Genomic DNA, 23395 nt, shown 5'->3' on the forward strand with positions numbered 1-23395 from the left:
GCGCGTCTTTGCCTTCCCGCGCGTCGTGCTCATCCGCGTCGTGACGGAGCGTTCATTTGATCACCGCGTGGCGTTGTATAGAAGACGCCTTTTCCGAGCTGTTAGACTGAGAGGCTCACAACTTGATTGGAGTCGGGCATGTTACGAACGTTGCCGATATTCGCGTTCCTGCTGACCGGCGCAGCCGTTGCGGGCGAACCCGTGTTCGACGTGCACGTACATCTGCGTGAGGGCGAGACATCGCTGCGTGCTTACCAGGCCGACATCAAGACCGCGGGCCTCGAACTGCAGGGACTGGGCGCGATGTGGTTCGGTGGACCGCACCAGGCTCGGCAGGGTGAGTTGGACAAGATCCGTGCTGGCAATGACAGCGTGATTGCGCTCGCAGCGAAGCATCCGCAGGTGATGCCCATCGCCACCGTCCATCCTTACGACGGATTGGCGGCGCTTGCCGAGCTTGCGCGCGTGGCCACCGCGGGCGTCAAGGTCCTGAAGATTCATGCACACACGCAGCGCTTCGACGTTGACGATCCGCGGGTGGAGGCGCTGGTGCGCAAGGCCGGCGAGCTCGGCGTGATCGTGCTGATGGACAACGCCAACATCCTGCCCGGCGACAGCGAGAAGCTGTTCAATCTGGTGGTGCGAGTGCCTCAAACAAAGTTCATTCTTGCCCATATCGGTGGGATGAACTTCCGGTTCTGGAATATGCTGGCGCTGGCCCGGACCGCAGACGGTTTCGGCATGGAAAATTTGAACTTCGACATCTCGGGGACGGTGCTGATGGCGGCCGATTCGCCGCTCGAGGCCGAGTTCGTCTGGACGCTGCGCAACGTCGGCATCGATCACGTGCTGATCGGATCGGACTATCCGCAGATGGGCCTCGGCAAGACCGTGGACGCGCTCGAACGCCTGGACCTGACCGCGGAGGAGAAAGGCAAGATCCGATCCGGCAACGCACGCCGGTTGTTCGGCCGCTAAGCGTCAGGCCAGGATGATCTTGCGAGCCTCGGCCTCCGGATCGTTCACCATGCGACACTGATCGTCCCAGACCATGGTGCGATTCGATTGCGGATCGCTCGGCTGCCACTTGAGCCCGGGAATGCTGGGATTGCCCGTCGATGCGAACGCGGCCCACGAGGATGCCATCTTCCTGGCCAGGGCCTGTGCTTCAGGCGTATTGCCGGTGCCTTGTTCGCAGCGTTTGGTGTTGTCGAAGCAGAATGCAAGCTCCGCCGTGTGCCACGCGCCGGGCACCCCATCGAGGATCGGTGTCTGCCAGGTGAAGTAATACGTGTACGCGGGCGCGGCATTGAGTGCGTGCTTCAACCCCGCCATCTTCACCACGTTGTTGCGAATGGCGAGGCCGTTGAGGCCCGGTGCACCGCTACAAATATAGGACAAGGTTTGAATCGCCTTCTGAGGATAGGCTTGCTTGAGCGATTGAACGATCGCGCCTGCTTTCTCTTCTCCATACGCCTTGGTGAGATTCGCACGCCACTCATCCTCCGTGGGCCGTTGCGACATGCGATTGCCTTCTTCGGTCACCGAGCCAATGAGCATCGGCACGTGCTTCGACACCTCGGGCGCGGCATCGAAGAACGATCGCATGTTGACGATTTTCCCATCGACGCAGGGTGACCAGCCCACGCGCGGCGTGCCCGGTCCGCCTGGCCCCGCCACCGGCGGCCCCGCGGGATTGATCTTGGCGGCGGCCGCGGTGCCGGCGGCGGCCAGTTTCGACCACTCCATCTTCTGCAACGATTGAATGTCGTTGAGCGCAAGCCCCAGATCCTTCATCACCCATCGCGCAAGCTCGCGTTGCTGTTCGCGGCTGGGAATATTCCCACCGCCGCCGGACTGAGCGGCGGCACGATGAAACAACCCTGCGGCCGACGGCATGCCCATCAGCGTCGTCACTTTCGAACCGCCGCCGGATTGGCCATAGATCATGACGCGATCGGGATCGCCGCCGAAGTTCGCGATGTTTTCCTGGATCCAGCGCAGGGCCGCCACCAGGTCCGTCATGCCGACGTTGGCTGAGTCTTCGTACGCGGCGCCGCCGATCTCCGCCACATCGAAAAATCCCAGAATGTTCAGGCGATGATTGACCGAGACTTGCACGACGTCGTGATGCCTCGCCATCTGCGCGCCTTCATGCGATGGCAATTCATACGAGGAGCCGAAGCTGAATCCGCCGCCGTGGAAATACACCATCACCGCGCGCTTGCCGCTCAAGCTCGGTGTCCAAATGTTGAGCTTGAGCATGTCTTCGCTCTGCCAGCCGTCATCCCAATCCTGGATGAAGGTTTGTGCCGAGCTCGTCCAGGTGTGCAGGTTCTGCGGGCAGTTCGCGCCATAGACGAGCGCCAGGTACTCATCGGTCCACGGGCTCGGCGGCTTTGCAGGCAACCATCGATTCTCACCGGCCGTCGTTTGACCGTACGGAACCCCTTTAAAGGTGAATACCCCGCCATCGAGATATCCGCGCACTTTGCCGTATTGTGTCTTGGCGATAGCAGATCGCGGCGTGGACAGATTGCCGGGGCCTGAGTGAGCGCCCGTCTTGATGCTGTCGGATGCGGCGGCAGGAGCCGCAGTCGCAAGACCGACGCCTGTCGTGGCGGAGAGCATCAGCGCCTCTCGACGAGTGAGTCCCAAGCGCTTTCTGGAATCGACCATGAGGTCCCCCTGCACTACATCGTTGTCACAGATCGAATCGTGAATCTATCAATGGAACAGACGCCATCGACGGGAGGGTTCCCGCCCGAGCGTTGTTACAAGCGGGTGTCGAGTCCGAGCAGCGGTCGATCGTGCTCATCGAGAAACCGGGCGCAGAAATCCGTCGCGCCACCGCCGTTGATGATGGCGGCGCGAATGACGTTGCGTCCTTTGCGCAGGGTCACGCGCGGTGAGAGGCCGTCATCGATCACGCTCTGACGGTCGTCGTTGAGTGCGATCACCGGTTCACCATTGAGCCACCAGCGCGAGGCGGCATTCGAGCCGATGGCCAATCTCACGTTCTGCATCTCGCGCGGCGCGTCGATGCTGGTCTCGACCCAGAACAGCACGTTGGAGGTGGGCTTCGAGAGCGACCACGCGAAGTGGTACAGGTTGAGGTTGTAGTGCAGCGTATCGAGTGCGTGCCAACCGTGCTCGGCGCCGTTGATCGTGACTTTCGTGCCTTCGCGAGGTTGCGCGGCCTCGGGAAGGGCGGCGAGCTTCAGTGCTTCTTTGACCGCGGGCTCCGTGAGCCGACCGGCCACGGGCACCGGTTCGAGCACGAACCAGCGATGGATGAAGCCGCGCGAGTCCACCGGCAGGGAGTCGCCCTGGGCACGCTTCAAGGTCGTCGGCGCCGGTCGCGCAGCCTCCTGTGCGTGCACGAGGCCTGAAGCGGCGAGGCTCAACGAAAGAACAAAGAGGGCGATTCTCATCATGGCGCTCCGAGTCGCCAGCGCTGACGATCACTGGCGGGATCAAACGTCGACAACGTAGGCGTGCTGCTGCCCACCGCAGAGAGTGCCCAAGGGGCGTTCGAGTTCGGCACGGCCTTCGGGCTGATGCGGTAGGTGCCATCGATGAGCTGGTCGATGCGCCACAGCTGCTCGGGCGCGCCGGTGAAGGACGTTGCTTCGAGTTCGCCACGCGAAGTCGCGGTGAGCGAGCGCTCCGTGCCCGCGATCGTGATCCGAAAATACGGCGCGCCCAGGTAGCCGCCGACGCCGGCCACCGGTGCGATGACCCACTTCTGCTGAGCTTGCAGCATCGCAGGCGCGAGACGCACGCCGGTGACCGAAGGCCAGTTCGCGGCGACCTGAGCGGGCTCTTGATCGGCAATGGGTGGGCCGATCTGTGGCGCGAAGGGCGCACCGGCGGGCGGCGCTCCCGGCGTTGGCGGACCGCTGCCGAGGATGCCACTGCCGGGCGGACCGCCACGACGTTGGCGAAATCCGCCCACGGGCGATCCCTGCACGGCGAGCTCGAGTACCGTGCCGGTGCGCGCCGACTCGATGCTATAGGTGCCCGCAACGAGGTTGTCACCGGCGACGGGCCAGCCATCGCGCCAGAGCAGCGGACGAATGTCGAGCACGCTCACACCGCCGCGATCCAGATCCGCCTCGTAGTGCAGAGAAAATTTTTGCACGCCGTCGCCGAGATCCAGCAGCCCGAAGTGCCCCGGTCCAATGTTTCGTCCGCGCGAAGCGGCGAACAGCTTGCCCCCGCCTTCAATCATGTCGACGCCCATGTTGTCGAGATAGGGGCCCGTGACTTTGCGCGAACGTCCCATGCGGATGTTGTACGTCGAGTTCGCGCCCTGGCAGCACGAGCCGTGCGTCACCAGCAGGTAATACCAGCCGTCGCGATGAATGAGGATCGCGGCTTCAGAGTTGATGGCGACGTTGACGGGTTTGCGCTTTGGGTCACGACGCAACCCGGTCTTCGGATCCAGCTCGACCAAGCGGATGTAGCCGAAGTACGAGCCGTAGACGAGCCACAGGCGTCCTTCCGGATCGAGCAGCACGCCCGGGTCGATGGCGTTGCTGTCCTCGACACCGTCCGACCAGACCACCGGCCCGCGGTCCTCGCATTTGTCAGCGGACGGCTCTGGCGAGAGCGTCGGACACACGAGGAGGCCGATCGCTGATTTCGGCTGCGTGCCCGGCGCGGAGTAGTAGACGAAGAACTGATCGCCGACTTTGATGACATCCGGCGCCCAGGTGTTGTTGCCACCCTTGGCGAGCACCTCGGGCCCGGCCTTGCCACCGGGTACGGCCGACATCAGCGAGCCCGCCCGGTTCCAGGTCCATCCATCGGCCGAGGTGAGGATGGGAATGCCGGCGCCCGTGCCGTAGGTGTAATAGCGACCGTCGTGAAAGATGATCGTCGATGGATCGTGGACGATGACGTCGCCATCGAGGGCGAGCGCCGGCAGGGCGAAGGACGCTGCCAGTAACGAGAATATTTTTCTCAGCATGAGTGCTCGGTGAGGTGTCTCTGGGCGGTAATGTACCCGCTTTCATTCGCGCAAAGCCAATCGCTAATAAAATCGAGGGGTGGTACAGTCGGACCTCAACGACGAATATCGCTTCAGATCGAGTGGGGAAAAATCCAAATGAAATGGATGTTTCTTGCCGTGTTGAGTCTGACCCTCGGGACGGTCGCGCCGTCACGAGCGGAGGAGCACGCTTCCAGAGTGTTCGAGATTCGCACCTACACCACGGCCGAGGGCAAGCTGCAGGATCTGCACCGACGCTTTCGTGAGCACACCCTGAAGCTCTTCGAGCGGCACGGCATGGTCAACATTGCCTACTGGACACCGCAGGATCCGAAGGCGTCGAGCAACACCCTCATCTATGTCCTGGCCCACCCGAGTCGCGAGGCCGCCGCGCAGAACTGGGCCGCCTTCAGCGCCGATCCCGAATGGAAGCAGGTGCGAGCGGCGTCCGAGGCGAACGGTCGCATTGTGATCAAAGTGGAATCGACGTTCGTCGAGGCGACGGACTACTCGGCCTTGAAGTAGCTCGCGGCGAGCGAGGCACGGCAACCAACCAGGGAGTATGGAAATGAAGCGACAGACACGCATTCTCGTTGCACTGCTGGGCGCCTTGGCGTTCCTCGCTCAGGCAAACCTCAGCGCCGCTGCCGATCAGGAGGCGTCGCCAGCCCAACCGGCGAGTGATATTTACGATCCGCTCGGCCTGGTCGCGCCCGGTCGGCACGGCGAACTCGTCTCGCTCGCCGCCGGCTTCAGTTTCACCGAAGGCCCCGCGGTCGATCGACATGGCAACGTGTACTTTACCGACCAGCCGAATGACCGGATCTATCGATGGGATGCCGGCACCCGCAAGGTCACGCTCTTTCTGGAAGGCACCGGTCGCGCGAACGGCATGGCGTTCGATGCGCAGGGCAATCTCATTGCCGCGGCCGACATGTATGGAGAGCTTTGGAAGATCCGTCCCGACGGCACGCACGAGGTGCTGGTCGACCACTATCAGGGAAAGCGGCTGAACGGACCGAACGACGTGTGGATCCATCCCACGAACGGCGGCATCTACCTCACCGATCCGATTTTTCCGAGAGCCTATTGGGACGCCGACGATCCGCGGCAACAGCCCTGGGAGCCGACGCACTCCGAGCAGGCGGCGCAGGGCAAGGGCGGCTACGTTTACTACCTGCCGCCCGGCGGCCGCAAGCTCGTGAGAGTTACGACCGAGGCCATGGGCTGGGAGTCCGATGCCTGGCCGAACGGCGTCGTCGGCACGCCGGATGGTAAGAAACTGTACGTGAACAAGTGGTACTACGATAACAAGGGCGGCACCTGGGTCTTCGATGTCAAGCGCGACGGCAGCCTCACCAACATGCGCAAGTTCACGGACTGGGGCGGTGATGGCATGTCGATGGATGAATTGGGGAACGTCTACATCAGCAACGGCGAAGGTGTACTCGCGTTCGATCCGAACGGCACGCTCATTCTGAAGATCCCCACCGGCGGCGGCGCGACCAACAACACGTTCGCCGGGCGGGATGGCAAAACCCTGTTCATCACGGGTCCCGCCGATCAGATCAGTGCGATCAGGATGACGGTGCGAGGTGCGCAGAACTGGTGTCGGCACCCGAAATAAATTCACAAACGGCCCGCGGACTCCTCGCCGCGGGCATCAGTTCATCGGGCGATTTATTTGTACGAGTTTATTGCGAGCGCAGTCGTTGCTCGTTAGAGTCGCCCGATTCGATCGTGGGGAGCTCACCGGACCTCGGGACGGCATGAGCTGCGTTTTCTTGGTAGAGGCATCAAGGTAACGAGCGTGACGTATAACAGGATGCGGCTTGCGAGCTCACGAAACGTGCTTCGTGTGTTGGCATTGCTGGTGAGCTTCTTCGTCTTTGTTTCTGTGGGGACCCGCGCCCACGCAGCGAACGACAAGTACACGTTCGTGCTGGTCCACGGCGCCACGGCCGGCGGCTGGGAGTGGAAGCGCACCGGCAATTTCCTGAGCGACGATGGTCACACCGTGTACCGCGCCACGCTCACGGGCCTCGGTGAGCGCCAACACCTCAACAGTCCCGAGATCGATCTGCAAACCCACATCAACGATGTGGTCAATCTGATTTTGTTCGAAGACCTGCACGACGTGGTGCTCACCGGACACAGTTACGGCGGGATGGTGATCACGGGCGTCATGGACCGGATTCCCGATCGCATTCGTCACGTCGTGTTTCTCGACGCCGCGGTGCCCGAGGATGGCATGTCGCTGTGGGATCTGTTTGGCGGCAGGGGGCAGGACCCCTCACGCTTCTCGGATGGTTTCATGCAGGTGCCTTGGGTCAAAGCCGACACGCCGCCGCCGCACAGCGTGAAGCACTCGATCAAGTGCTTCAACCAGCCGGTCTCTTATAAGAATCCCGCCGCGCTCGCCTTGCCGGTGACCTATGTGGCGTTCGTTCCGAAGGACAAGTCCGCCGAGGAGCGAGCGAAGACGGACAAGAGCTGGCAACGCGCCGTCGCCCGAGGCTGGACGATTCGCACGTTTCCGGGCGGGCACGTCGCTCAACAGGAAGACCCGCGCGGTGTGGCGACGCTGATCGAACAGTCGGTGAGCGATCGCAATAAGCCCGCGGCCAAAGCCGCCGCGAACTGAAATAACGCTGCAGCGTACGGTCTCTCCCATCGAGGAAAGACCGTTGACGCGAGTGATTCGGCTCGCGCACCCGCGGTGCGGTGATCTCGCGAGCCTCACAGGCTACTTCCGCTTCTTGCCAAACAGCGTGCGGCCCTGAGTATCGACTTCGGCGCCGAGCACCGTGCCATTCGCATCCACGATGAATTCGATGGCGTCCTTGGTCGGATACGCGAGCGTGCGAAACAGATTCGGTCCTGTCGGCTCGAGCGGCAACGGCGGCTGCGTCGGCACGTGCGCGACCAGCGTGCTGCCTTCGATAGCGAGGGTCGCCACGAACTGACCGAAATCGTAATCGCCGCGAAACGCCTCGAGACGCTCGGCGGAGGGCGTGTACGGCCCGAGTGCGGGGCGGCGCAGCCGCCACGCAGATCGAACGGCGGCGTCGCCTTCTACCGTCCAGCGATCGGCGCGTCGCCAGTTCGCGTCGAAGACGCCGGATGCGAACTCTCGATCGTTGGGGTTGACGCTCGCCTGCGGCGGCGGACGGCGTCCGTCACGGATCGTCCAGTCGCTTGCGGTGAAGCCGACACCGATCGAGGGCTCGACGAACTCCGGCTTCCAGAACTGCATCCCCATCGCAGAGGTGGCCGCGACGACGAGAACGTAGCGATCGTCGGCACGCGGGCTCGGATAGATCATCTGCAGCACGGCATCGTCCACCGTCCAGCGCTTGCCATCGACCTCGATCGAATGCGCCGATACGCTCATCGGCAAGCGTTTGCCAAGCCGTCGCGTCACCGCGTTGGCATCGGCGCCGCCGAGCAGGATGAGCGAATACGCACGCTCGTCATCGGCCGAGACGTCCACGTCCCGCTTGACCCGCAGCGGCTGGTACTGCCACGCCATCCACACCTCCTGCAGGTCGCGAGCCCGTTCTTCGATGCTGTGGCGCATGTGTGGATCGCGCGAGGTCGTGCCGACCACGACCATGAAGGGCAGGGTGATGATCTCCGAGATCGGGCCCTCCAGGCCGGGCTGTTTCCGACGCTCGTGCGACCTGGCTTGCGCCGTGCCGAGGCGGGCGATGCCGTTGTCGAGGGGCGCTCGCTGCGACTTGCCGTTCCATACGACGCGAAGCTCCGTACTCGAGCCGCGCAGGCTGGGCGGAAGCGCAAGTTCAAACGCCGCGAGATTCTCCGAGTCGATCCGCACCAGGCCCGGTTTCACGACTTCGGCCTCCGCGCGAATGAGTCGTTGTGGCTCCTCGATCGCGCGAGCCTCGAGCCAGTGCGCACGCGCGCCGCTCAGATCCGCCGAGCGCAGGCGAACGCGACGCGGCGCCGGGTCGCGGCGATGCTCGAGCAACCAGTCGATGAGGGCCGGGCGCTGCTGCAGGTCCTCGTGTCCCCAGCCGGGCATTTCCCAATATCGGACGTTGTAGCCCCAACGCTGCAGCATCCGCGTCGCATGCCGGGAATTTTCGACGCTGACCGTCGCGTCATTGTCGCCGTGAATGACGAGTAGCGGCACGTTCAACAAGTTCTCCGCGCTGACGAACGAGCTGCGGCGTTCCTGGATATAAAACTCCCGCGCATTGCTCGGCTGGTTCTCCGGCAGCGAGGGCCCCCGAATCGTGCTCACGCGAAAATCCCAGCCGCCAAACACGGGAGCAGCGGCCGCGAACAGATGTGGATGGCGCGAGGCGATCGCCCAGGTGCCGTGCCCGCCCATGGACTCGCCGGTGAGATAGACGCGATCGTCGTCGACCGCGAATCTCGCTTTGGCTTCCTGCAAGCACCTGAGCACGTCTCGCTCGCCGAGGCCGAGGTATTGCGCATTCCCGCGGCCGTGCGGCTCGATATAGATGATGTTCTTGCCGTCGGCGAGGTCGCTGTGACGCTGATCGATGGACCACCAGCGGTGCAGCGGGGGATTCTCGGGGTTGTAGCCGTGCAGCGATAGGACGAGAGGCCAACGCTGTGACGCGCTGTAATTCGAAGGTAGATACGCACGACAGAACTGTACCGAGCCGTCGACCTCATCGACATAGCCGAGGCGAACGAAGCCGCCCGGCCGAACACTGCCGACGCGTTGCGCACGATCCAGTTCGATTTCCTCATACTCGAGCAGCGGCGAATGAATGCGCGTCTCCATTGCGGGGAGCGCCGCGTTGAGTTGACCATCGGTGCGATCTCGCACGATCTGCGCAAGCAAGCGCAGATGAGCGCCATGGACCGGCTCTTTGGCGGCGTCCGCGGCGTCGATCAGGCGCTGCGCGGCGGCCGCGGCATCGCCCTTGTACCAAGGCAGATGCACGAGATACGGCTGATCCCAGGCGTCGCGGGAGGTGAGGCGAAATTCATACGCGCCGTCCGGCCACGTGCGTGCATCGAGCGTCACCGATTCGCCGCGAGCCGTCGTGGCGCGGGCGAGGATGCGCCCGCCCGCGCCGAGCGCAGTCACCTCGATGGGGAGCGCCGCTGAATCCGCAGGCAGATTCGTGTGCACTTCGACCTGACCCGCCGAGGCGCGTAGATAAGGAACGATGGCTTCGGCGCGCGCGAGCAGGGCGCCGGGTTCAACGACGCGCACCGTGAACGGCCATGCGTTGGGATCGACTTGCTCGAGGCGCAGCAGCAGCGCGTTCTCGCCTTGCCTCATCTGCACGGCGATGCGCTCGCTGTCGCGTGCGAACGTGGCATGAGACTTCGTGCGCTCGTACACGCGCTCGCCGTTGAGCCATACCGCGATCGGTCCTTGCGCGCCGATCGATAGCTCGGCGGCGCCCGCCTGCGCCCGGGAGAGCGTGCCCGCAACGAATGCGATCCGCCGCGCGCCATCGCTCGGCATACCGGCCACGGCAATCACGTCAGTGATCTCATTCCATGACGTGTGCGCCTTCCAGCGCACGTGGGCGGCATCCGTGCTGAACGCTCGACCTTCTCTCGGCTCAAGCGTTGCCGCGTCGATGCGAGTGGCGACATCGGGCGAGAGTGCGCCCGCAACCAGCCATTGCTTGTGAAAGCGCAGCGATCCACGCGACCACAGCTCGCGTTGCGCGGCGTCGATCTGCACCGGATCGAGCGCCACCGGTTCAGCGCTGCAGAGAGTGCAGACAAGCAGCAGTAACGTCGCTTTGAGAAGGTTATGCATGTGATGAAGGGATGAAGAGATGAAGGGTGTGAGAGGTGAAGTCAACGCAACGCGCCCGGGCCGCTGCGATCTCTGTGACGTGAGCGCTCGTCATGGGAACCGTTGTTGTTCTCGCCCGTGAGTGCAAGCACGACTTGGACGCAGCCACCGCCGCCAAGGGTTGCACCCGCGGATCGCTAATTTCAATTGTACGAGTATTGACGAGCGCTGGGAGCGGTGCTAATTACGCTGCTCGCCGCGAACACTGGAGTCACGATGCGCAGGTGCCTGGGAATATTTTCGCTCCTGCTGTGGGTGTGGGCGGTCGGCGCGCACGCGGAGACGTGGACGCCGGACAACGGTAACGGCACGTACACGAACCCGCTCTTCTACGAGGAGTTCTCCGACCCCGACATGATCCGCGTCGGCGAGGACTTCTACCTCACCGGCACGACCATGCACTCGATGCCAGGCCTGCCCATCCTGCACTCGAAGGACCTGGTCAACTGGACCTTCGTGAGTTACGCGGCGCGCGCGCTCGATCTCGGGCCGGCGTTCCGGCTGCAAGGCGGGGGCAACATTTATGGCCAGGGCTTCTGGGCCCCGTCGTTTCGCTATCACGACGGCACCTTTTATCTCTTCAGCAATGTAAACAAGCAGACCACTCAGCTGTTCACGGCCAAGAATCCCGCCGGCCCCTGGCAGCAGCAATCGATGCGCCAGAGCCTGCACGACCTGTCGGTGCTCTTCGACGATGACGGCAAGGTGTATGTGGTGTGGGGTTACCGCTCCATCCAGTTTGCACAGCTCACGGCGGATCTCACCGACATCGTGCCCGGCACGCAGCGCGAAATCATCGCCGCCGATGCGGGCATGGGCGAGGGCCTGCACTTCACCAAGATCGACGGAAAATATTTCATCACCAGCGCCTGGTATGACGGCCGCATGCGGATGCCCGCGGCGCGAGCCGATCGTCCCGAGGGGCCTTATGAAGTGAATCCGGCGATCAGCATCGATGAGGACTTCGGCCTCGCTCAGGGGTATCGCCTGAGCGACATGCGCGGCAAAGCGCCGCCCTATGACATCCGGCCCGGAGATCCTCACGCGCTCGGCCGGCTCTCGTTACACCAGGGCGGCGTGATTCAAACATCGAGCGGGGAGTGGTGGGGCTACTCGATGATGGACTACAACTCGGTGGGGCGACTGACGGGGTTATCGCCCGTCACCTGGAAGGACGGATGGCCGTACTTCGGTTTGCCCGGCAACCTGGGGCGCACGCCGCGAACGTGGGTCAAGCCCAAGACGGCCTTCGTGCAGCCCGTCACCGTTCCCTACGAACGCGATGACGATTTCTCCGGCAACGTGCTGAAGCCCATCTGGCAATGGAATCACGTGCCCGTCGAGGATGCCTGGTCGTTGGGCGAACGCAAAGGATACTTGCGATTGCACGCCTTGCCCGCGACCAGCCTGTGGGATGCACGGAACACGTTGACGCAGCGATCGATCGGCCCGCGCTCGGCGCCTTCGGTGCTGCTCGATACGGCGTCGATGCGCGATCACGATGTGGCGGGCCTGGCGCTGTTCAACCGGCCGTACGCGTGGTTGGGCGTGCAGCGCACCGGTGAGAAGCGGCAGTTGATTCAGTTCGATGAGCAGACCGGACGCAAGGCGATCCTCGATCTGCCCTCGCAGCGTGTCTGGCTGCGTGCGGAATGTGACTTTCTCACCGAGCAGGCGCGATTTTCGTACTCGCTGGACGGGGAGCGTTTCGTGACATTCGGCGAGCCGTTCACGATGGTGTTTCAGCTCACGACGTTTCAAGGCGTGCGCTATGCGCTGTTCAACTACAACACGCGAGGCGAGCGCGGCGGCGCCGCCGATTTCGATCGCTTCGAGGTGGCTCAGCCTGCGCCGCGAGGTCTGATGCGGCCGATTCCGTATCGCGAGCGAATTCTGTTGAGCGCGGCGGGACGCAGCTACGGTCTCGGCAGTGGCGAGGGCGGACTGGTGGTGGGCGAACCCGGCGCCATCAAGATCGTGGACATGCAGTTGGGTCGCGTGGCGCTCGAGCTCGGCGGACGTTTCGTCAGCGTCGAGGCGAGCGGTGCGGTCGGATTGAGCAGCGAACGGCCCGGTGAGGCGGAAACGTTTCAATGGATCGAAACGCCGACCGGCGAGCTGGTGCTGATGTCGCTGCGTACGCATCGCTTTTTGCGCATCGATCCACAGTCACGGCGCATCGTCGCCGACAGCCCCGGGCCGCTGCCCGATGGTTCCGATGGAGTGCGTTGGGCCTGGGAAAAGCCGCGGACATGATCACGAAATTTTTAAGTGCGAGCCTTGCGTTGCTGGCTGTCTTTCCCGGGCTCGCAGGCGCGGGGCAGGGCGATCCATTAGCCCCGACCGGCCGGTGGAGCGCCTACACTGCAGGCCGCGCACCCACCCCACCGATGGGATGGAGCAGCTGGAACGCGTTCGCAACGGACATCGATGAGGAGAAAATCCTCGGATCCGCGCAGGCGCTGGTCGACAGCGGGTTGGCTCGCAAGGGCTATCGTTACGTCAACATCGATGACGGATGGTGGCTGCAGCGACGCGCCCGCGACGGTGAGCTCGTGATCCGCTCCGCGCGGTTTCCATCGACCGTGCGTGAAGGCCGACTGCCGTCGTTCCGCCCGTTCACCGATCGACTGCATGCATTGGGGCTGAAGGCGGGCATCTATTCGGATCTGGGCCGCAACACGTGCTCGCAGGCGTATTCGCCGGATGACACCGACCTGCCGAAGGGCTCGGTGCTGGAGCGAGAGGTCGGACTGTATGGACACATCGATCAGGACATCTCACTGTTCTTCTCCGAGTGGGGTTTCGACTTCATCAAAGTCGACGGATGTGGCGTGCGCGCCTATGGAGCTGGCAGCGAGAAAGTGATATCGGGCGCCTATCGCGAATTCAAACCGTTGCTCGACATGGAGTCGGTGGCGCGCTCGGACATTCCTGCCGTTCAGGCGCTGTTTCAACAGATCGATGCGGCCCTGATCCGCAACAACCCTGACGGTGACTTCGTGCTGTCGCTGTGTATCTGGGGCGCAGGCAATGTGCGCGCGTGGGGCAAGGACTTCGGCAACCTGTCGCGGACCAGCGATGACATCAACCCGACCTGGGGCCGGCTGCTCACAAACTTCGACAGCGCCGCGAAGCGAGCGCTCTACGCGCACCCCGGTGCGTGGAATGACCCCGACATGCTGTTCATCGGCAAAGGTGATTTCGATGCGGATCACCTGACCGAAGCGCGCTCGCATCTATCGATGTGGGCCATGATCAACGCGCCGCTGATGATCGGCATGGATCTGCGCCACGCCCCGCAGGCGTTGCTGGACGTGTTTGGCAATCAGGACGTGATTGCGCTCAATCAGGATCCGGCCGGGCATCAGGCGGTCGTCGCGTTCGACAGCGCCGAGGTCCAGATCTTCGTGAAGACGCTGAGCACGGGAGAGAAGGCCGTCGCCGTCTTCAACCGAAGCGCGGCCCCACTGAATGTTGATTTGACGGCCGCTCACCTGAAGTTCCGAGAGGAGTCGGAGGTGGCCCTGATGGATTTGTGGAGTGGCCGCAACCAAAACTTCCGAAAGCAGCTGAGACTGCACCTCGATGGTCATCAGACGCTCGTGTTCAAGGCGCGCGGCGCTCGCGTGCTCGCCGACGGGCTGTATCTTTCCGAGCAGCCCGGTAACGTGAACCCGGCCGTCGATGGCGTGGTGTGGCCGGCGCCGGATCCGACGATTCATCGCTCGGCGTTTGGCTGGCAGGGGACGCGAAGCAGTGGTGAACGCCCGATCTATGCAGGATGGGGCGGGGCGCAGCCGGACAGCGCGCCTTATGGCGAAGCGCTTCGGATCCGCGGCAAAAAATTCGAGACGGGCCTCGGCGTCCTCGCCAATTCGCGGCTGGAGGTGCGCAATCAAGGCTATCGCCGCTTCACCGCCATCGTCGGCGTCAACGACTCGGCTCGAGACGATCGCCATGCCGCGACCTTCACGGTGTATGGCGACGGCAAAGTGCTCGCCACCAGCCGCGCGCTGAAATTTGGTGACGAGGGCCAGCGCATCAACATCGACGTGTCCGGCGTGAAGATCATCGAGTTGGTCGCGCGTGCGCCCGTCGACGATCCGGCAACCCTTCCGGTGACCTGGGCGGAAGCCGCATTGTTGTCCGGTGCCGGAGCGGCCGATGTGTCGCAGCAGTGAAGTGGCAAGAACGGCGGTCGTTCGCTTCGTCACAAGCGAACGACGATCCGCTTGCCCGCATAAGTCACTTGTTTGGTGGGGCGTACAGGTGCGAATCCGCCCGGGCCTGACGCAGTCATCAGCGCGAGATTGAGCGTTCGTTCTTGCACCATGCCCGGAAAGCTGCCCTGGCGCGCTTCGACCGTCAGCGTGCGTGCGCGGTCGTTCCAGACCAGGTCATACGTTGCCCGCTCGCCTTTCTCGTACGCGTAGGTTTCGTTGTCGTCCTCGTAGATCGTGAAGCGCGCATCCGCACCCGGATAGATGCGCACCTCGTACGGCGCTTCGGGCGCCTGAGTCGCATACTGCACTTCCGGCCCCATCGGAACGATCGACCCGGCTCGGACATAGACCGGCAGGATGTCGAGTGGCGCCTGCCGCGTCGCCCGTTCGCCGCCTGAGAAGCGCTGGTTGGTCCAGAAGTCATACCAGTCCGCGCCTTTGGGCAGATAGGTCGTCATCGACAAGTCGAGCGCCGGTGCAGGCCCGTTCAATGCTTGTCGTTCGCTTGGCCGTCGCCACGCAAATCGCAGGACGCGGTTGCCGTCGATTTGGTAATACTCGATCGTGACACTGATGACCTGGCCTTTGCGGAACGTTTGTGTCGTGCCTTTGTATCGGGCGGCACCCGCGTTCCAGTCCGCCACCACTGTTTTGCCGTCCAGGATCAGCCGGTAGCCATCGTTGCCTTCGATGCCGATCTCGTACTCGCCATCCTCGGGGGCGATCAGCGTGCCGCGCCACCGCGCGGAGAAGTGCGACAAATTCGTGAGGCCCGCCGGCACTTCGGCGAGCGGCGGATCGGGCCAGGTGTGGTCCACGCTCGTGTCGATGAAGCGGCTCTTCGGCGTTTCGAAGTTCTCGCCTTCGAAATACTGGCCAGCGAGGCCGGGCTGACCGTCCGGCGTGCGCAGGTATTCGCTTGGGATCGTTGCGGGAGGGGGCGGCAGGAGGTGATACATCGCTCGCGTGACCGGCTGAACCAGCAACGACGGTCCAAACATGAAGCTGTCGTCGATCCTGTCGATGGTGCGATCGTCGGGGAAGTCCATCATGAGCGGTCGCATCAGCGTGTAGCTGTTCGAGGTGACCTGCCAGCTGAGGGCATAGATGTACGGCAGCAGGCGATAGCGCAGTTGCGTGCTTTTCAGCAGCGAGCCATAAACCTGCGGATCCATGGTCTTGAACAGATAGGGCTCGCGCTCGACGTTGGTGCCGTGGATGCGCATGATCGGATTGAAGGCGGAGAATTGCAGCCAGCGCGCATACAGCTCCCGCCAGGCCGGGTTCTTCTCGCCGCCCGGAAAGTCGGCCACGAAGAATCCGCCGGCGTCCTGCGTCCAATAAGGATTGCCCGTTACGGTCACGTTGACGCCGTCGGCGACCTGTTGTTTCAGTGTCTTCCAACTCGCGAAGATGTCGCCGCTCCATGAAGCGGCGGCTGTGCGCTGGGCGCCGGCCCAGCCCGAGCGTGTCAACGTGAAGACGCGCTTGTCGCTGCTGGCGCGCTGCCCGCCATAGGTGCCGTGAGTGGTGAGCAGCGAGTAGGGGTTCAGGTACCGCGTAAAGTCGCCCAGTGCGTTTGCACCGAGCGCCTTCGTATCACGGATGTTGTCCTGCGCATTCCACATTGCGCTGGCGACCTCGATCTCCGTGCCATCCATCCACAACGCATCAACGCCCTTGTCGAGCAGGCCCGATTTGATGTGCTTGAAATAAATCTGTCGGGCCAGCGGGCTGTACGCGTCGTACACGCGCGCACGTTTGGATATCCAATGCAGCGGCTGAAAGCGCAGCCCATGCTCGTCCAGTTCACGGGCAAGTGCAGTGTCGTTGCCGATCGATGGCCAGATCGACACCATCAATTTCAGATTCATGTCGTGGACCTGGTGGCTCATGGCGGCGGGATCGGGATAGCGCTTTGGATCCCAGATCATCCCGCTCCAGCTGCCGTCCTTGTCGGATCCCCAGTACTGCCAGTCCTGCACGATGTAGTCGAGCGGGAATTTTTCCTCACGGAACGAGCGGGCGACCTCGAGCAAATGATCCTGAGTCTTGTAGCGCTCTTTGCTCATGAACAGGCCGAATGCCTGCTTCGGATACATCGGCGCCTGGCCCGTCAGCGCGCGATAGGCGCCGACCACCGCATCCGGGGTCTCGCCGGCCATGAAGTAATAGTCCACGCCGCCGGGTGCACTCTCCGCCCACAGTGACGCACCCTCAGCATCGTCTTTGAAGCGCATCTGCGAATAGGTGTCCCACATCACCCCATAGCGCCGTGACGACATCATGACCGGGATGATGATGCCGACATTCGTCTGCACCAGCAGCAGTTCCTTGCCCCGCCGGTTGCTCCTGTCCTCGCCGTTGAAACCGAAGCCATAGATCGCCTCATCAGGGCGCAACGTGAAAACGTTGCGCGCCTCGAGCGTCGGGGCGCCCGAGATCGTGACTTTCTTCAGCGCCTGCGGCGCGTCCACGCTTTCCTCGGTATAGAGCTTGCCGGCGGCATCAAAGAAGCGTAGCGCACCGCTCGCCTTGCTGATCTCGATGCGCAGCATCGCGCTATCGATCCTCAACGCGCGCTCAGATTCGCTGAGCGTGAACGCAATGGGCTGCGGCTCGCCGATCACGACCAGGCTCGGGGCGCTCCAGTAGCTCTCGCCCAGGTTGGCGTTGACTCGCACTGTCCCGGGCCCGTAGAAGATCACGTTCTTGGTGGTGTCGCCCACGCGTACCTGCACACCACTTGTCAGGCGCACATAGGCGAACGTACCGTCACCGGGCGGCAACACGGATTGGAGATGACCTTTGTCGTCGAGCCCGGTCGCTGATACAGCGGCTCCAGGCGATGCCGTAGCGGAGACTGACACCTGTGCCGCGGATGAATTCGCAAGGCAGAGCACGAGCAGTGCCGCCGGCACAGTAGTCTTCCAGCCGATCATCTTCATTGAAACAAGCCTCTGGACTCTGCTAGATCGAGGGCGCTTTCCAACCGTTCGTTGCACGCGACGTGGGTTGGATGCCGTCTCCGAGTGTATACGCGCCCGCGCCTGAGATGGTATCGCTACCGTTCGCGTCGCCGAGGCACACCCAGGGCCATGCGCGCCGCTGGCCCCGAGCCTGAGACTCGCAAGATCAGCTGCGCGAAAAACGCCTGGAAAAAGCGGCCGACTTGAACGCGAATCAAATTCGGTGCGCCGTTCTCTCCGCGGGTTGGAGCGTGCAAAAGCCGTCAGTGCGGTCCGCCCTACCTTACTGTTGCGTTAGCGCTAACGTTCCGGGTATTTTGTCTGCGTATTGGAAGATGGACGGCAGCTTGGTGCGTCGACAGAGGGAGGCAACTCATTCACGCGCACCCATCCCACATGTCGGCGCCCGTCAACGAGTCGCGGACGCGAGCGCCATTGACGCAACGAGAGCCCTGAAGCAGAGCGCGCTATCACTTGCACATGAAAGAACCTGACCGCGCGAGCGCATCTCGCCGCCGATTTCTCGCCAACGTGGGTCTGCTGACCGGTTGGGCCGCCGTGGCCCCGACACCCGTGTTCGGACTTGAGATGCGAGCGGAGGGCGGGGCTCCAAAGCTGCAAGCGTTCGATCTTGCGAACGTGGATCTGGGCGAGGGGCCTTTCCTGCATGCGCAGCGCATGACCGAGGCTTATCTATTCAAGCTCGAGCCGGATCGGATGCTGCACAACTTCCGCGTGAACGCGGGATTGAAGCCGAAGGCAGCGGTTTACGGCGGTTGGGAGTCCGAGCAGACATGGGAAGACATCAATTGTCACGGCCATACACTCGGTCACTATCTCTCGGCGTGCGCACTCGCGTATCGCTCGACGAACAAGAAACAGTTCAAGCAACGCATCGAGTACATCGCAAGCGAGCTAGCCGCCTGCCAGAAGGCCTCGAATAGCGGACTGGTCTGCGCCTTTCCCAAGGGACCCGCGCTCATCGAGGCGCATTTGCGTGGCGAGAAGATCACCGGCGTTCCCTGGTACACGCTCCACAAAATCTTTGCCGGGCTTCGCGATGCCGCGTTGATGGCCGGCAGCGACAGCTCGCGCGCCGTATTGCTACGGCTCGCGGATTGGACGGTCGAAGCCACCCGGCCGCTCTCCGATGCGCAGTTCGAGACGATGCTGAACACCGAGCACGGCGGCATGAACGAGGTGTTCGCGGATCTGTACTCGCTCACCGGCAACGCCGACTACCGGCGGATGGCGGAGCGTTTCTCTCACCAGGCGATCCTGGAGCCGCTCGCAAAAGGCCGGGATCATCTCGACGGCCTGCACGCCAACACGCAAGTGCCGAAGATCGTCGGCTTTCAGCGCGTATACGAGGTCACGGGTGATACCAAGTACAACGAGGCGGCCGAATTCTTCTGGAGGACGGTCGCACTGACGCGTTCGTTTGCGACCGGCGGCCATGGCGACAACGAACATTTCTTTCCGATGGCGGATTTCGCACATCACGTCTTTTCGGCAAAGGCCTCCGAAACGTGCTGCCAACACAATATGCTGAAGCTGACGCGAGCGCTGTTCGTGCACGATCCGCAAGCAGCGTACGCCGACTACTACGAACGCACGCTCTATAACGGCATCCTGGCCTCACAAGATCCCGACAGCGGGATGGCGACCTACTTTCAGGGCGCCCGGCCCGGCTACATGAAGCTGTATCACACGCCGGAGAATTCGTTCTGGTGCTGCACCGGAACCGGCATGGAGAATCACGTGAAGTATCGTGATTCGATCTATTTCCATGCGCACGGAGTGCTCTATGTGAACCTGTTCATTCCATCGACGCTGCGATGGAAGGAGCAGAACGCAGTAGTGACACAGTCAACGACCTTTCCCGACTCGGCCGGGACCCGCTTGAAGCTGCAGCTCGACCAGCCGGCTGAATTCACACTCAAGCTGCGCCATCCTCGCTGGAGCAAGGCTGCGGTCGTGCTCGTCAATGGCGAAGAAGCGGCGCGCTCGACCAATCCGTCCAGCTACGTGGACGTATCTCGCAAGTGGCGCAACGGCGATGAAATCGAATTGCAGCTCACCATGGAAATTGCCGCGGATTTTGCGCCCGCGGCTCCGGATATCGTCGCCTTCACTTATGGGCCTCTGGTCCTGGCGGCGGCGCTTGGACGTGAGGGACTCGCCTCAGGATCGGACATCATCGAAAACGAACGTCAGATCGGCAGGTACAACGATTCACCGTTTACGCCGCCGCTGTTGCGCGGTGATCCAGGAACGATCGCGCAGAGCATCCGCCGCGGCGACCGACCGAACGAATTCTTGCTCGTGTCCGCCGAGCGCAAGACGCTGCGACTGATTCCGTACCATCGAATTGCACACGAGCGGTATGCGACCTATTGGCAGATCGAACCGCCTGTGGTTTGAGCTCATCGGCACGCCCGAACGTCCCATGCAGTTCAGCACTCGCCAGGCGTTTCCGCTCAGGGCTCGATGCACCCGGAGCCCGGCGCAGTCAGGCCGAGCACCGTCTCGACTAACGGGACCACATTCGTGCGGTAGGCTTTGCGACGCGTGGTCATCGCGGCGACGGTGAGCTTGGTCGCAGGATCGTAGTAGACAACGGTGCCCCAGAAGCCGCTGTGGAAATAAATCTCTCTGCCGTCAATTTGCTTGACGAGCATGCCGAGCCGATAGTTTTGCGCGTCTTTGTGCGCGCCTTGTTTCAACATCGTGTGCAAGGTTTCTTCGTGTTCGAACACCCGACCCTCGAACAACGCTGCCATGAAGCGCGCGAGGTCACGCGAAGACATCACCAGCCCGCCGCCGCCATATAAATCGAAGGATGCGTGTACGTCGGTCGCGTCGACGTCATCGATGAATTGCCGGGCTCGCGGCGCTACGCCTGGGGGCGGTTGTTCGAAGACTTCCCACCACGTGCTGGTGAGTCCGAGTGCATCGAAACGCAGCAACTCCCGAACCGCTGCGGAGACGGATTGTCCGGTCACGCGCTCGATGATATCGCCGAGCAGGATGTAGCCGGTGTCGGAGTATCTGAACTCCACGCCCGGCGCCGCTAGCGGATCCGCATAGTGCATGGAGAGCTTCACCAGTTCCTTACGAGACCACACGTGGCGAGGATCCTTCAGTACGGTCTCGATGTATCGCGGATCACCGCCGTGATCGTAGAGTCCTGCGCTGTGCGACAGTAGTTGCCGCACCGTGATGACGTCGGGTTTGTATCCATCGTCGCGGAGCAGCTTGACCAGTTCGGGATCGAGCAGGGGAGCGATCGCGGCATCCAGATCGAGCCGGCCGCGTTCATGTAATCTCAGGACGGTCGCCGCAACGAAGGTCTTTGTGTTCGAGGCGATACGCAGCGGCGTATCGGTGGTGAGTTTTCGGCCGCTGTCCGGGTCGGCAAATCCGCTTGCGGCGGCCACGGGTCTGGGCAGCGTCCCGCCCATGACATAAATGGAAACCGGGACCGGTTGCGCCATCACTTGCGCTTCTAGCGCCTGTTGCTGACGTGCGGGTGGCAGGGTGCTGAGCGCGGCGCAAAGCGCGAGCGCGGTAATCGGAGCAAACATCGACGATCCTTTGGTTCTATCTAGGGCCTGGTGGACGGCATCTGTTGCATGTGTTGCTTGGAGGCGAGGAGTTGAAACATTGTGCTCCGGCGTGGAGAGCCGTCGCCCAGCGAATCTACCATCCCTACCAGGCCGGCTCAGACTTCGCTCACTGCCGAGTGCCTGGCGGACGTGACAACGCCAGTCCGAGTCGGTCCAGTCCTTCCTCCGTACCGCGCAGGCGTAGCTCACGGTCCTCGTGCCCATCCACATACGCGAGTTGCTCTGTGTAAACCATGCGTGTGCCGCGCCGGTTTGTCGAAAACTCGACCGTCACGAGCGACACCGACAGTAGACGTGCGTCGATCCGAATCTCGTAAGCGAAAACGATGCGCCGTGCTGCCGCGATGTCGAAGAAAACTTTCTCTATCTGCTGGACGCGTCCATCGGGAAATGCGACATGGTGCGTCTCACGCCCGAGCGGACGGAAATCCAGGCGGTATTCAATGGTGTTCTCGGCGTGGCAGTCGGACCAGCTTCGTTTGGCCTGCGGATCGGCCCACGCCGTGAACACCGCCTCGGGCGTCGCATCGAACTCACGGACGATGACGAAATCGGTATGTGTGCTCGGGATGTGCTTCATCGTTCTCTAGACTTGCCGGCCTGACTCGCTAGATAGGCTTCCAGGCGGTCGAACTGGGCGTTGAGCAGCTTCTTTCGCCGTGCGACCCAGGCGTCCATCGCATCGAGTGCCTTGGGCTCAACCTTGTAGGTGCGCACGCGGCCCACCTTCTCGGAGACGACGAAACCGCCTCGCTCGAGCACCGCCAGATGCTTGACGGCCGATGGCAATGCGATGCCGAGCGGGCCTGCCAGATCGGACACGGATGTCGGCCCGCGACTGAGGCGATCAATCATGCCGCGGCGGTGGACATCAGCCAACGCAAAGAACATCCGATCGAGCTGCGCGGGTTCGACGGCAGTGCGCATCTTAAACACCCGTGGGATCGAAGAACCGTCGGGACAGACCTGCCCGTCCCGGGTAGAACTTGAAATAGGGCCGCGCGTGCTCGATGGTGGCCGCAACCGATGGATGGGCCATCAGGCGCTCGAAGTACGCTGACAGGTGTCCGTGCTGTGGCGACAGGGGCACGTATGTCACTGCATAGAACAACGCGGGCGCGGCCGCGCAGTCGGCCATGCTGAACGCCTCGCCCGCAATCCAGGTGCGCCCTTCGAGCTGGCGCTCGATCATTGCATAAGCCGTCTTCAGGCCTTCTCCTGCTCGGGCCACGCTGCGTGCGTCGCGATCGCCTTCTGGCTTTAGCAGGTCGGCCGTGAACGCCTGCATCGGTGTCATCACGTACAAGTCGAAGAGGCGATCCCACAGACGAACGGTGAGGGCAGCGTCATGATCATCCGGGATGAGTGCGCAAGCGCGGCGAGCGTGGTGGCGTTGCAGGTGCTCGATGATGATGCTCGTCTCTGGGATGGGACGACCCCGGTCCACCAGCAAGGGCATCTTGCCGGTGGGCCACAACGCGAAGAAGGCCTCGCGCTCGGCCGGGTCGCCGAGGTTGATCAGTCGCTTCTGAAGCTCGACACCCAGGATGTCGACCGCGATCAGCACCTTGTGGCAGTAGGAGGAGAGCGGGTGGTAATGCAGTGTGAGGTCGCTCATGAGCCTTGAGATAGTTTCCGATGTCGGAAACTATGAATGCAGTGGCCCGCTCAGTCAAGTGAGGGACTAAAGCGCACGCCACGCTTCAACGGTTGCAGGCAATCCGAGGAGGGAAGGGATGCTGCTCGCTCACCAGTGC

At 62.7% G+C, this 23395-nt stretch carries 16 protein-coding genes; 7 read left to right on the plus strand and 9 right to left on the minus strand.

Annotated features, from left to right (window positions below; all coding sequences use genetic code 11):
* Positions 1-138: 138 nt before the first annotated feature.
* Positions 139-978, plus strand: a complete 840-nt coding sequence (locus EK373_RS28025) for an amidohydrolase family protein (protein ID WP_129648088.1) — start codon at positions 139-141, stop codon at positions 976-978.
* 3 nt (positions 979-981) lie between these two features.
* On the opposite strand, the gene EK373_RS28030 is transcribed toward EK373_RS28025, so the two are convergent.
* The 3 genes from EK373_RS28030 to EK373_RS28040 all read right to left on the minus strand — a co-directional run bounded on the left by EK373_RS28030 (position 982) and on the right by EK373_RS28040 (position 4975).
* The gene (locus EK373_RS28030; protein ID WP_198683706.1) at positions 982-2679 is read right to left on the minus strand and encodes a carboxylesterase/lipase family protein; all 1698 of its coding nucleotides are present in this window, start codon (positions 2677-2679) and stop codon (positions 982-984) included.
* Positions 2680-2774: 95 nt separating this feature from the next.
* Positions 2775-3434 (minus strand): acetylxylan esterase, encoded by a 660-nt coding sequence (locus EK373_RS28035; RefSeq protein ID WP_129648090.1) that lies wholly within the window; start codon positions 3432-3434, stop codon positions 2775-2777.
* Positions 3434-4975 (minus strand): family 43 glycosylhydrolase, encoded by a 1542-nt coding sequence (locus EK373_RS28040; RefSeq protein ID WP_129648091.1) that lies wholly within the window; start codon positions 4973-4975, stop codon positions 3434-3436. The genes EK373_RS28035 and EK373_RS28040 overlap by 1 nt, the downstream gene beginning before the upstream one ends.
* A gap of 138 nt (positions 4976-5113) precedes the next feature.
* Here EK373_RS28040 and EK373_RS28045 point away from each other — a divergent pair, with 138 nt between their 5' ends.
* From EK373_RS28045 to EK373_RS28055, 3 genes are all read left to right on the plus strand, one after another.
* Complete coding sequence (locus EK373_RS28045) at positions 5114-5521, plus strand: NIPSNAP family protein (RefSeq protein WP_129648093.1); 408 nt, start codon at positions 5114-5116, stop codon at positions 5519-5521.
* 43 nt (positions 5522-5564) lie between these two features.
* The gene (locus EK373_RS28050; RefSeq protein WP_157994575.1) at positions 5565-6623 is read left to right on the plus strand and encodes an SMP-30/gluconolactonase/LRE family protein; all 1059 of its coding nucleotides are present in this window, start codon (positions 5565-5567) and stop codon (positions 6621-6623) included.
* A gap of 222 nt (positions 6624-6845) precedes the next feature.
* The gene (locus EK373_RS28055) at positions 6846-7640 is read left to right on the plus strand and encodes an alpha/beta fold hydrolase (protein WP_232831338.1); all 795 of its coding nucleotides are present in this window, start codon (positions 6846-6848) and stop codon (positions 7638-7640) included.
* 102 nt (positions 7641-7742) lie between these two features.
* Here EK373_RS28055 and EK373_RS28060 read toward each other — a convergent pair whose 3' ends face one another.
* Positions 7743-10775, minus strand: a complete 3033-nt coding sequence (locus EK373_RS28060) for a carboxylesterase family protein (protein ID WP_129648097.1) — start codon at positions 10773-10775, stop codon at positions 7743-7745.
* Between the two features lie 255 nt (positions 10776-11030).
* Between EK373_RS28060 and EK373_RS28065 the strand changes: the two genes are divergently transcribed.
* Both EK373_RS28065 and EK373_RS28070 read left to right on the plus strand, forming a co-directional pair.
* Positions 11031-13070 carry a family 43 glycosylhydrolase gene (locus tag EK373_RS28065; protein ID WP_129648099.1) on the plus strand — a complete coding sequence of 680 codons (2040 nt, stop codon included), beginning with the start codon at positions 11031-11033 and terminating at the stop codon, positions 13068-13070.
* Positions 13067-14998 (plus strand): NPCBM/NEW2 domain-containing protein, encoded by a 1932-nt coding sequence (locus tag EK373_RS28070; RefSeq protein ID WP_129648100.1) that lies wholly within the window; start codon positions 13067-13069, stop codon positions 14996-14998. The genes EK373_RS28065 and EK373_RS28070 overlap by 4 nt, the downstream gene beginning before the upstream one ends.
* A 29-nt stretch (positions 14999-15027) precedes the next feature.
* Here the strand turns inward: EK373_RS28070 and EK373_RS28075 are convergent, their stop codons facing one another.
* A complete protein-coding gene (locus EK373_RS28075) occupies positions 15028-17988 on the minus strand; it encodes a glycoside hydrolase family 31 protein (RefSeq protein WP_198683708.1) in 2961 nt (986 codons plus the stop codon).
* Between the two features lie 501 nt (positions 17989-18489).
* On the opposite strand from EK373_RS28075, the gene EK373_RS28080 reads away from it, so the two are divergent.
* The gene (locus EK373_RS28080; RefSeq protein WP_129648102.1) at positions 18490-20433 is read left to right on the plus strand and encodes a glycoside hydrolase family 127 protein; all 1944 of its coding nucleotides are present in this window, start codon (positions 18490-18492) and stop codon (positions 20431-20433) included.
* Between the two features lie 56 nt (positions 20434-20489).
* On the opposite strand, the gene EK373_RS28085 is transcribed toward EK373_RS28080, so the two are convergent.
* The 4 genes from EK373_RS28085 to EK373_RS28100 all read right to left on the minus strand — a co-directional run bounded on the left by EK373_RS28085 (position 20490) and on the right by EK373_RS28100 (position 23256).
* Positions 20490-21596: a serine hydrolase domain-containing protein gene (locus tag EK373_RS28085; RefSeq protein ID WP_198683709.1), complete on the minus strand. Its 1107-nt coding sequence runs from the start codon at positions 21594-21596 to the stop codon at positions 20490-20492.
* Between the two features lie 148 nt (positions 21597-21744).
* Complete coding sequence (locus tag EK373_RS28090) at positions 21745-22218, minus strand: SRPBCC domain-containing protein (RefSeq protein ID WP_129648104.1); 474 nt, start codon at positions 22216-22218, stop codon at positions 21745-21747.
* Positions 22215-22565, minus strand: a complete 351-nt coding sequence (locus tag EK373_RS28095) for an ArsR/SmtB family transcription factor (RefSeq protein WP_129648106.1) — start codon at positions 22563-22565, stop codon at positions 22215-22217. The genes EK373_RS28090 and EK373_RS28095 overlap by 4 nt, the downstream gene beginning before the upstream one ends.
* Position 22566: 1 nt before the next feature.
* The gene (locus EK373_RS28100) at positions 22567-23256 is read right to left on the minus strand and encodes a glutathione S-transferase family protein (protein WP_129648108.1); all 690 of its coding nucleotides are present in this window, start codon (positions 23254-23256) and stop codon (positions 22567-22569) included.
* Positions 23257-23395: the final 139 nt, after the last annotated feature.

The sequence above is a fragment of the Peristeroidobacter agariperforans genome, assembly GCF_004138335.1.
Taxonomy (GTDB): domain Bacteria; phylum Pseudomonadota; class Gammaproteobacteria; order Steroidobacterales; family Steroidobacteraceae; genus Steroidobacter; species Steroidobacter agariperforans.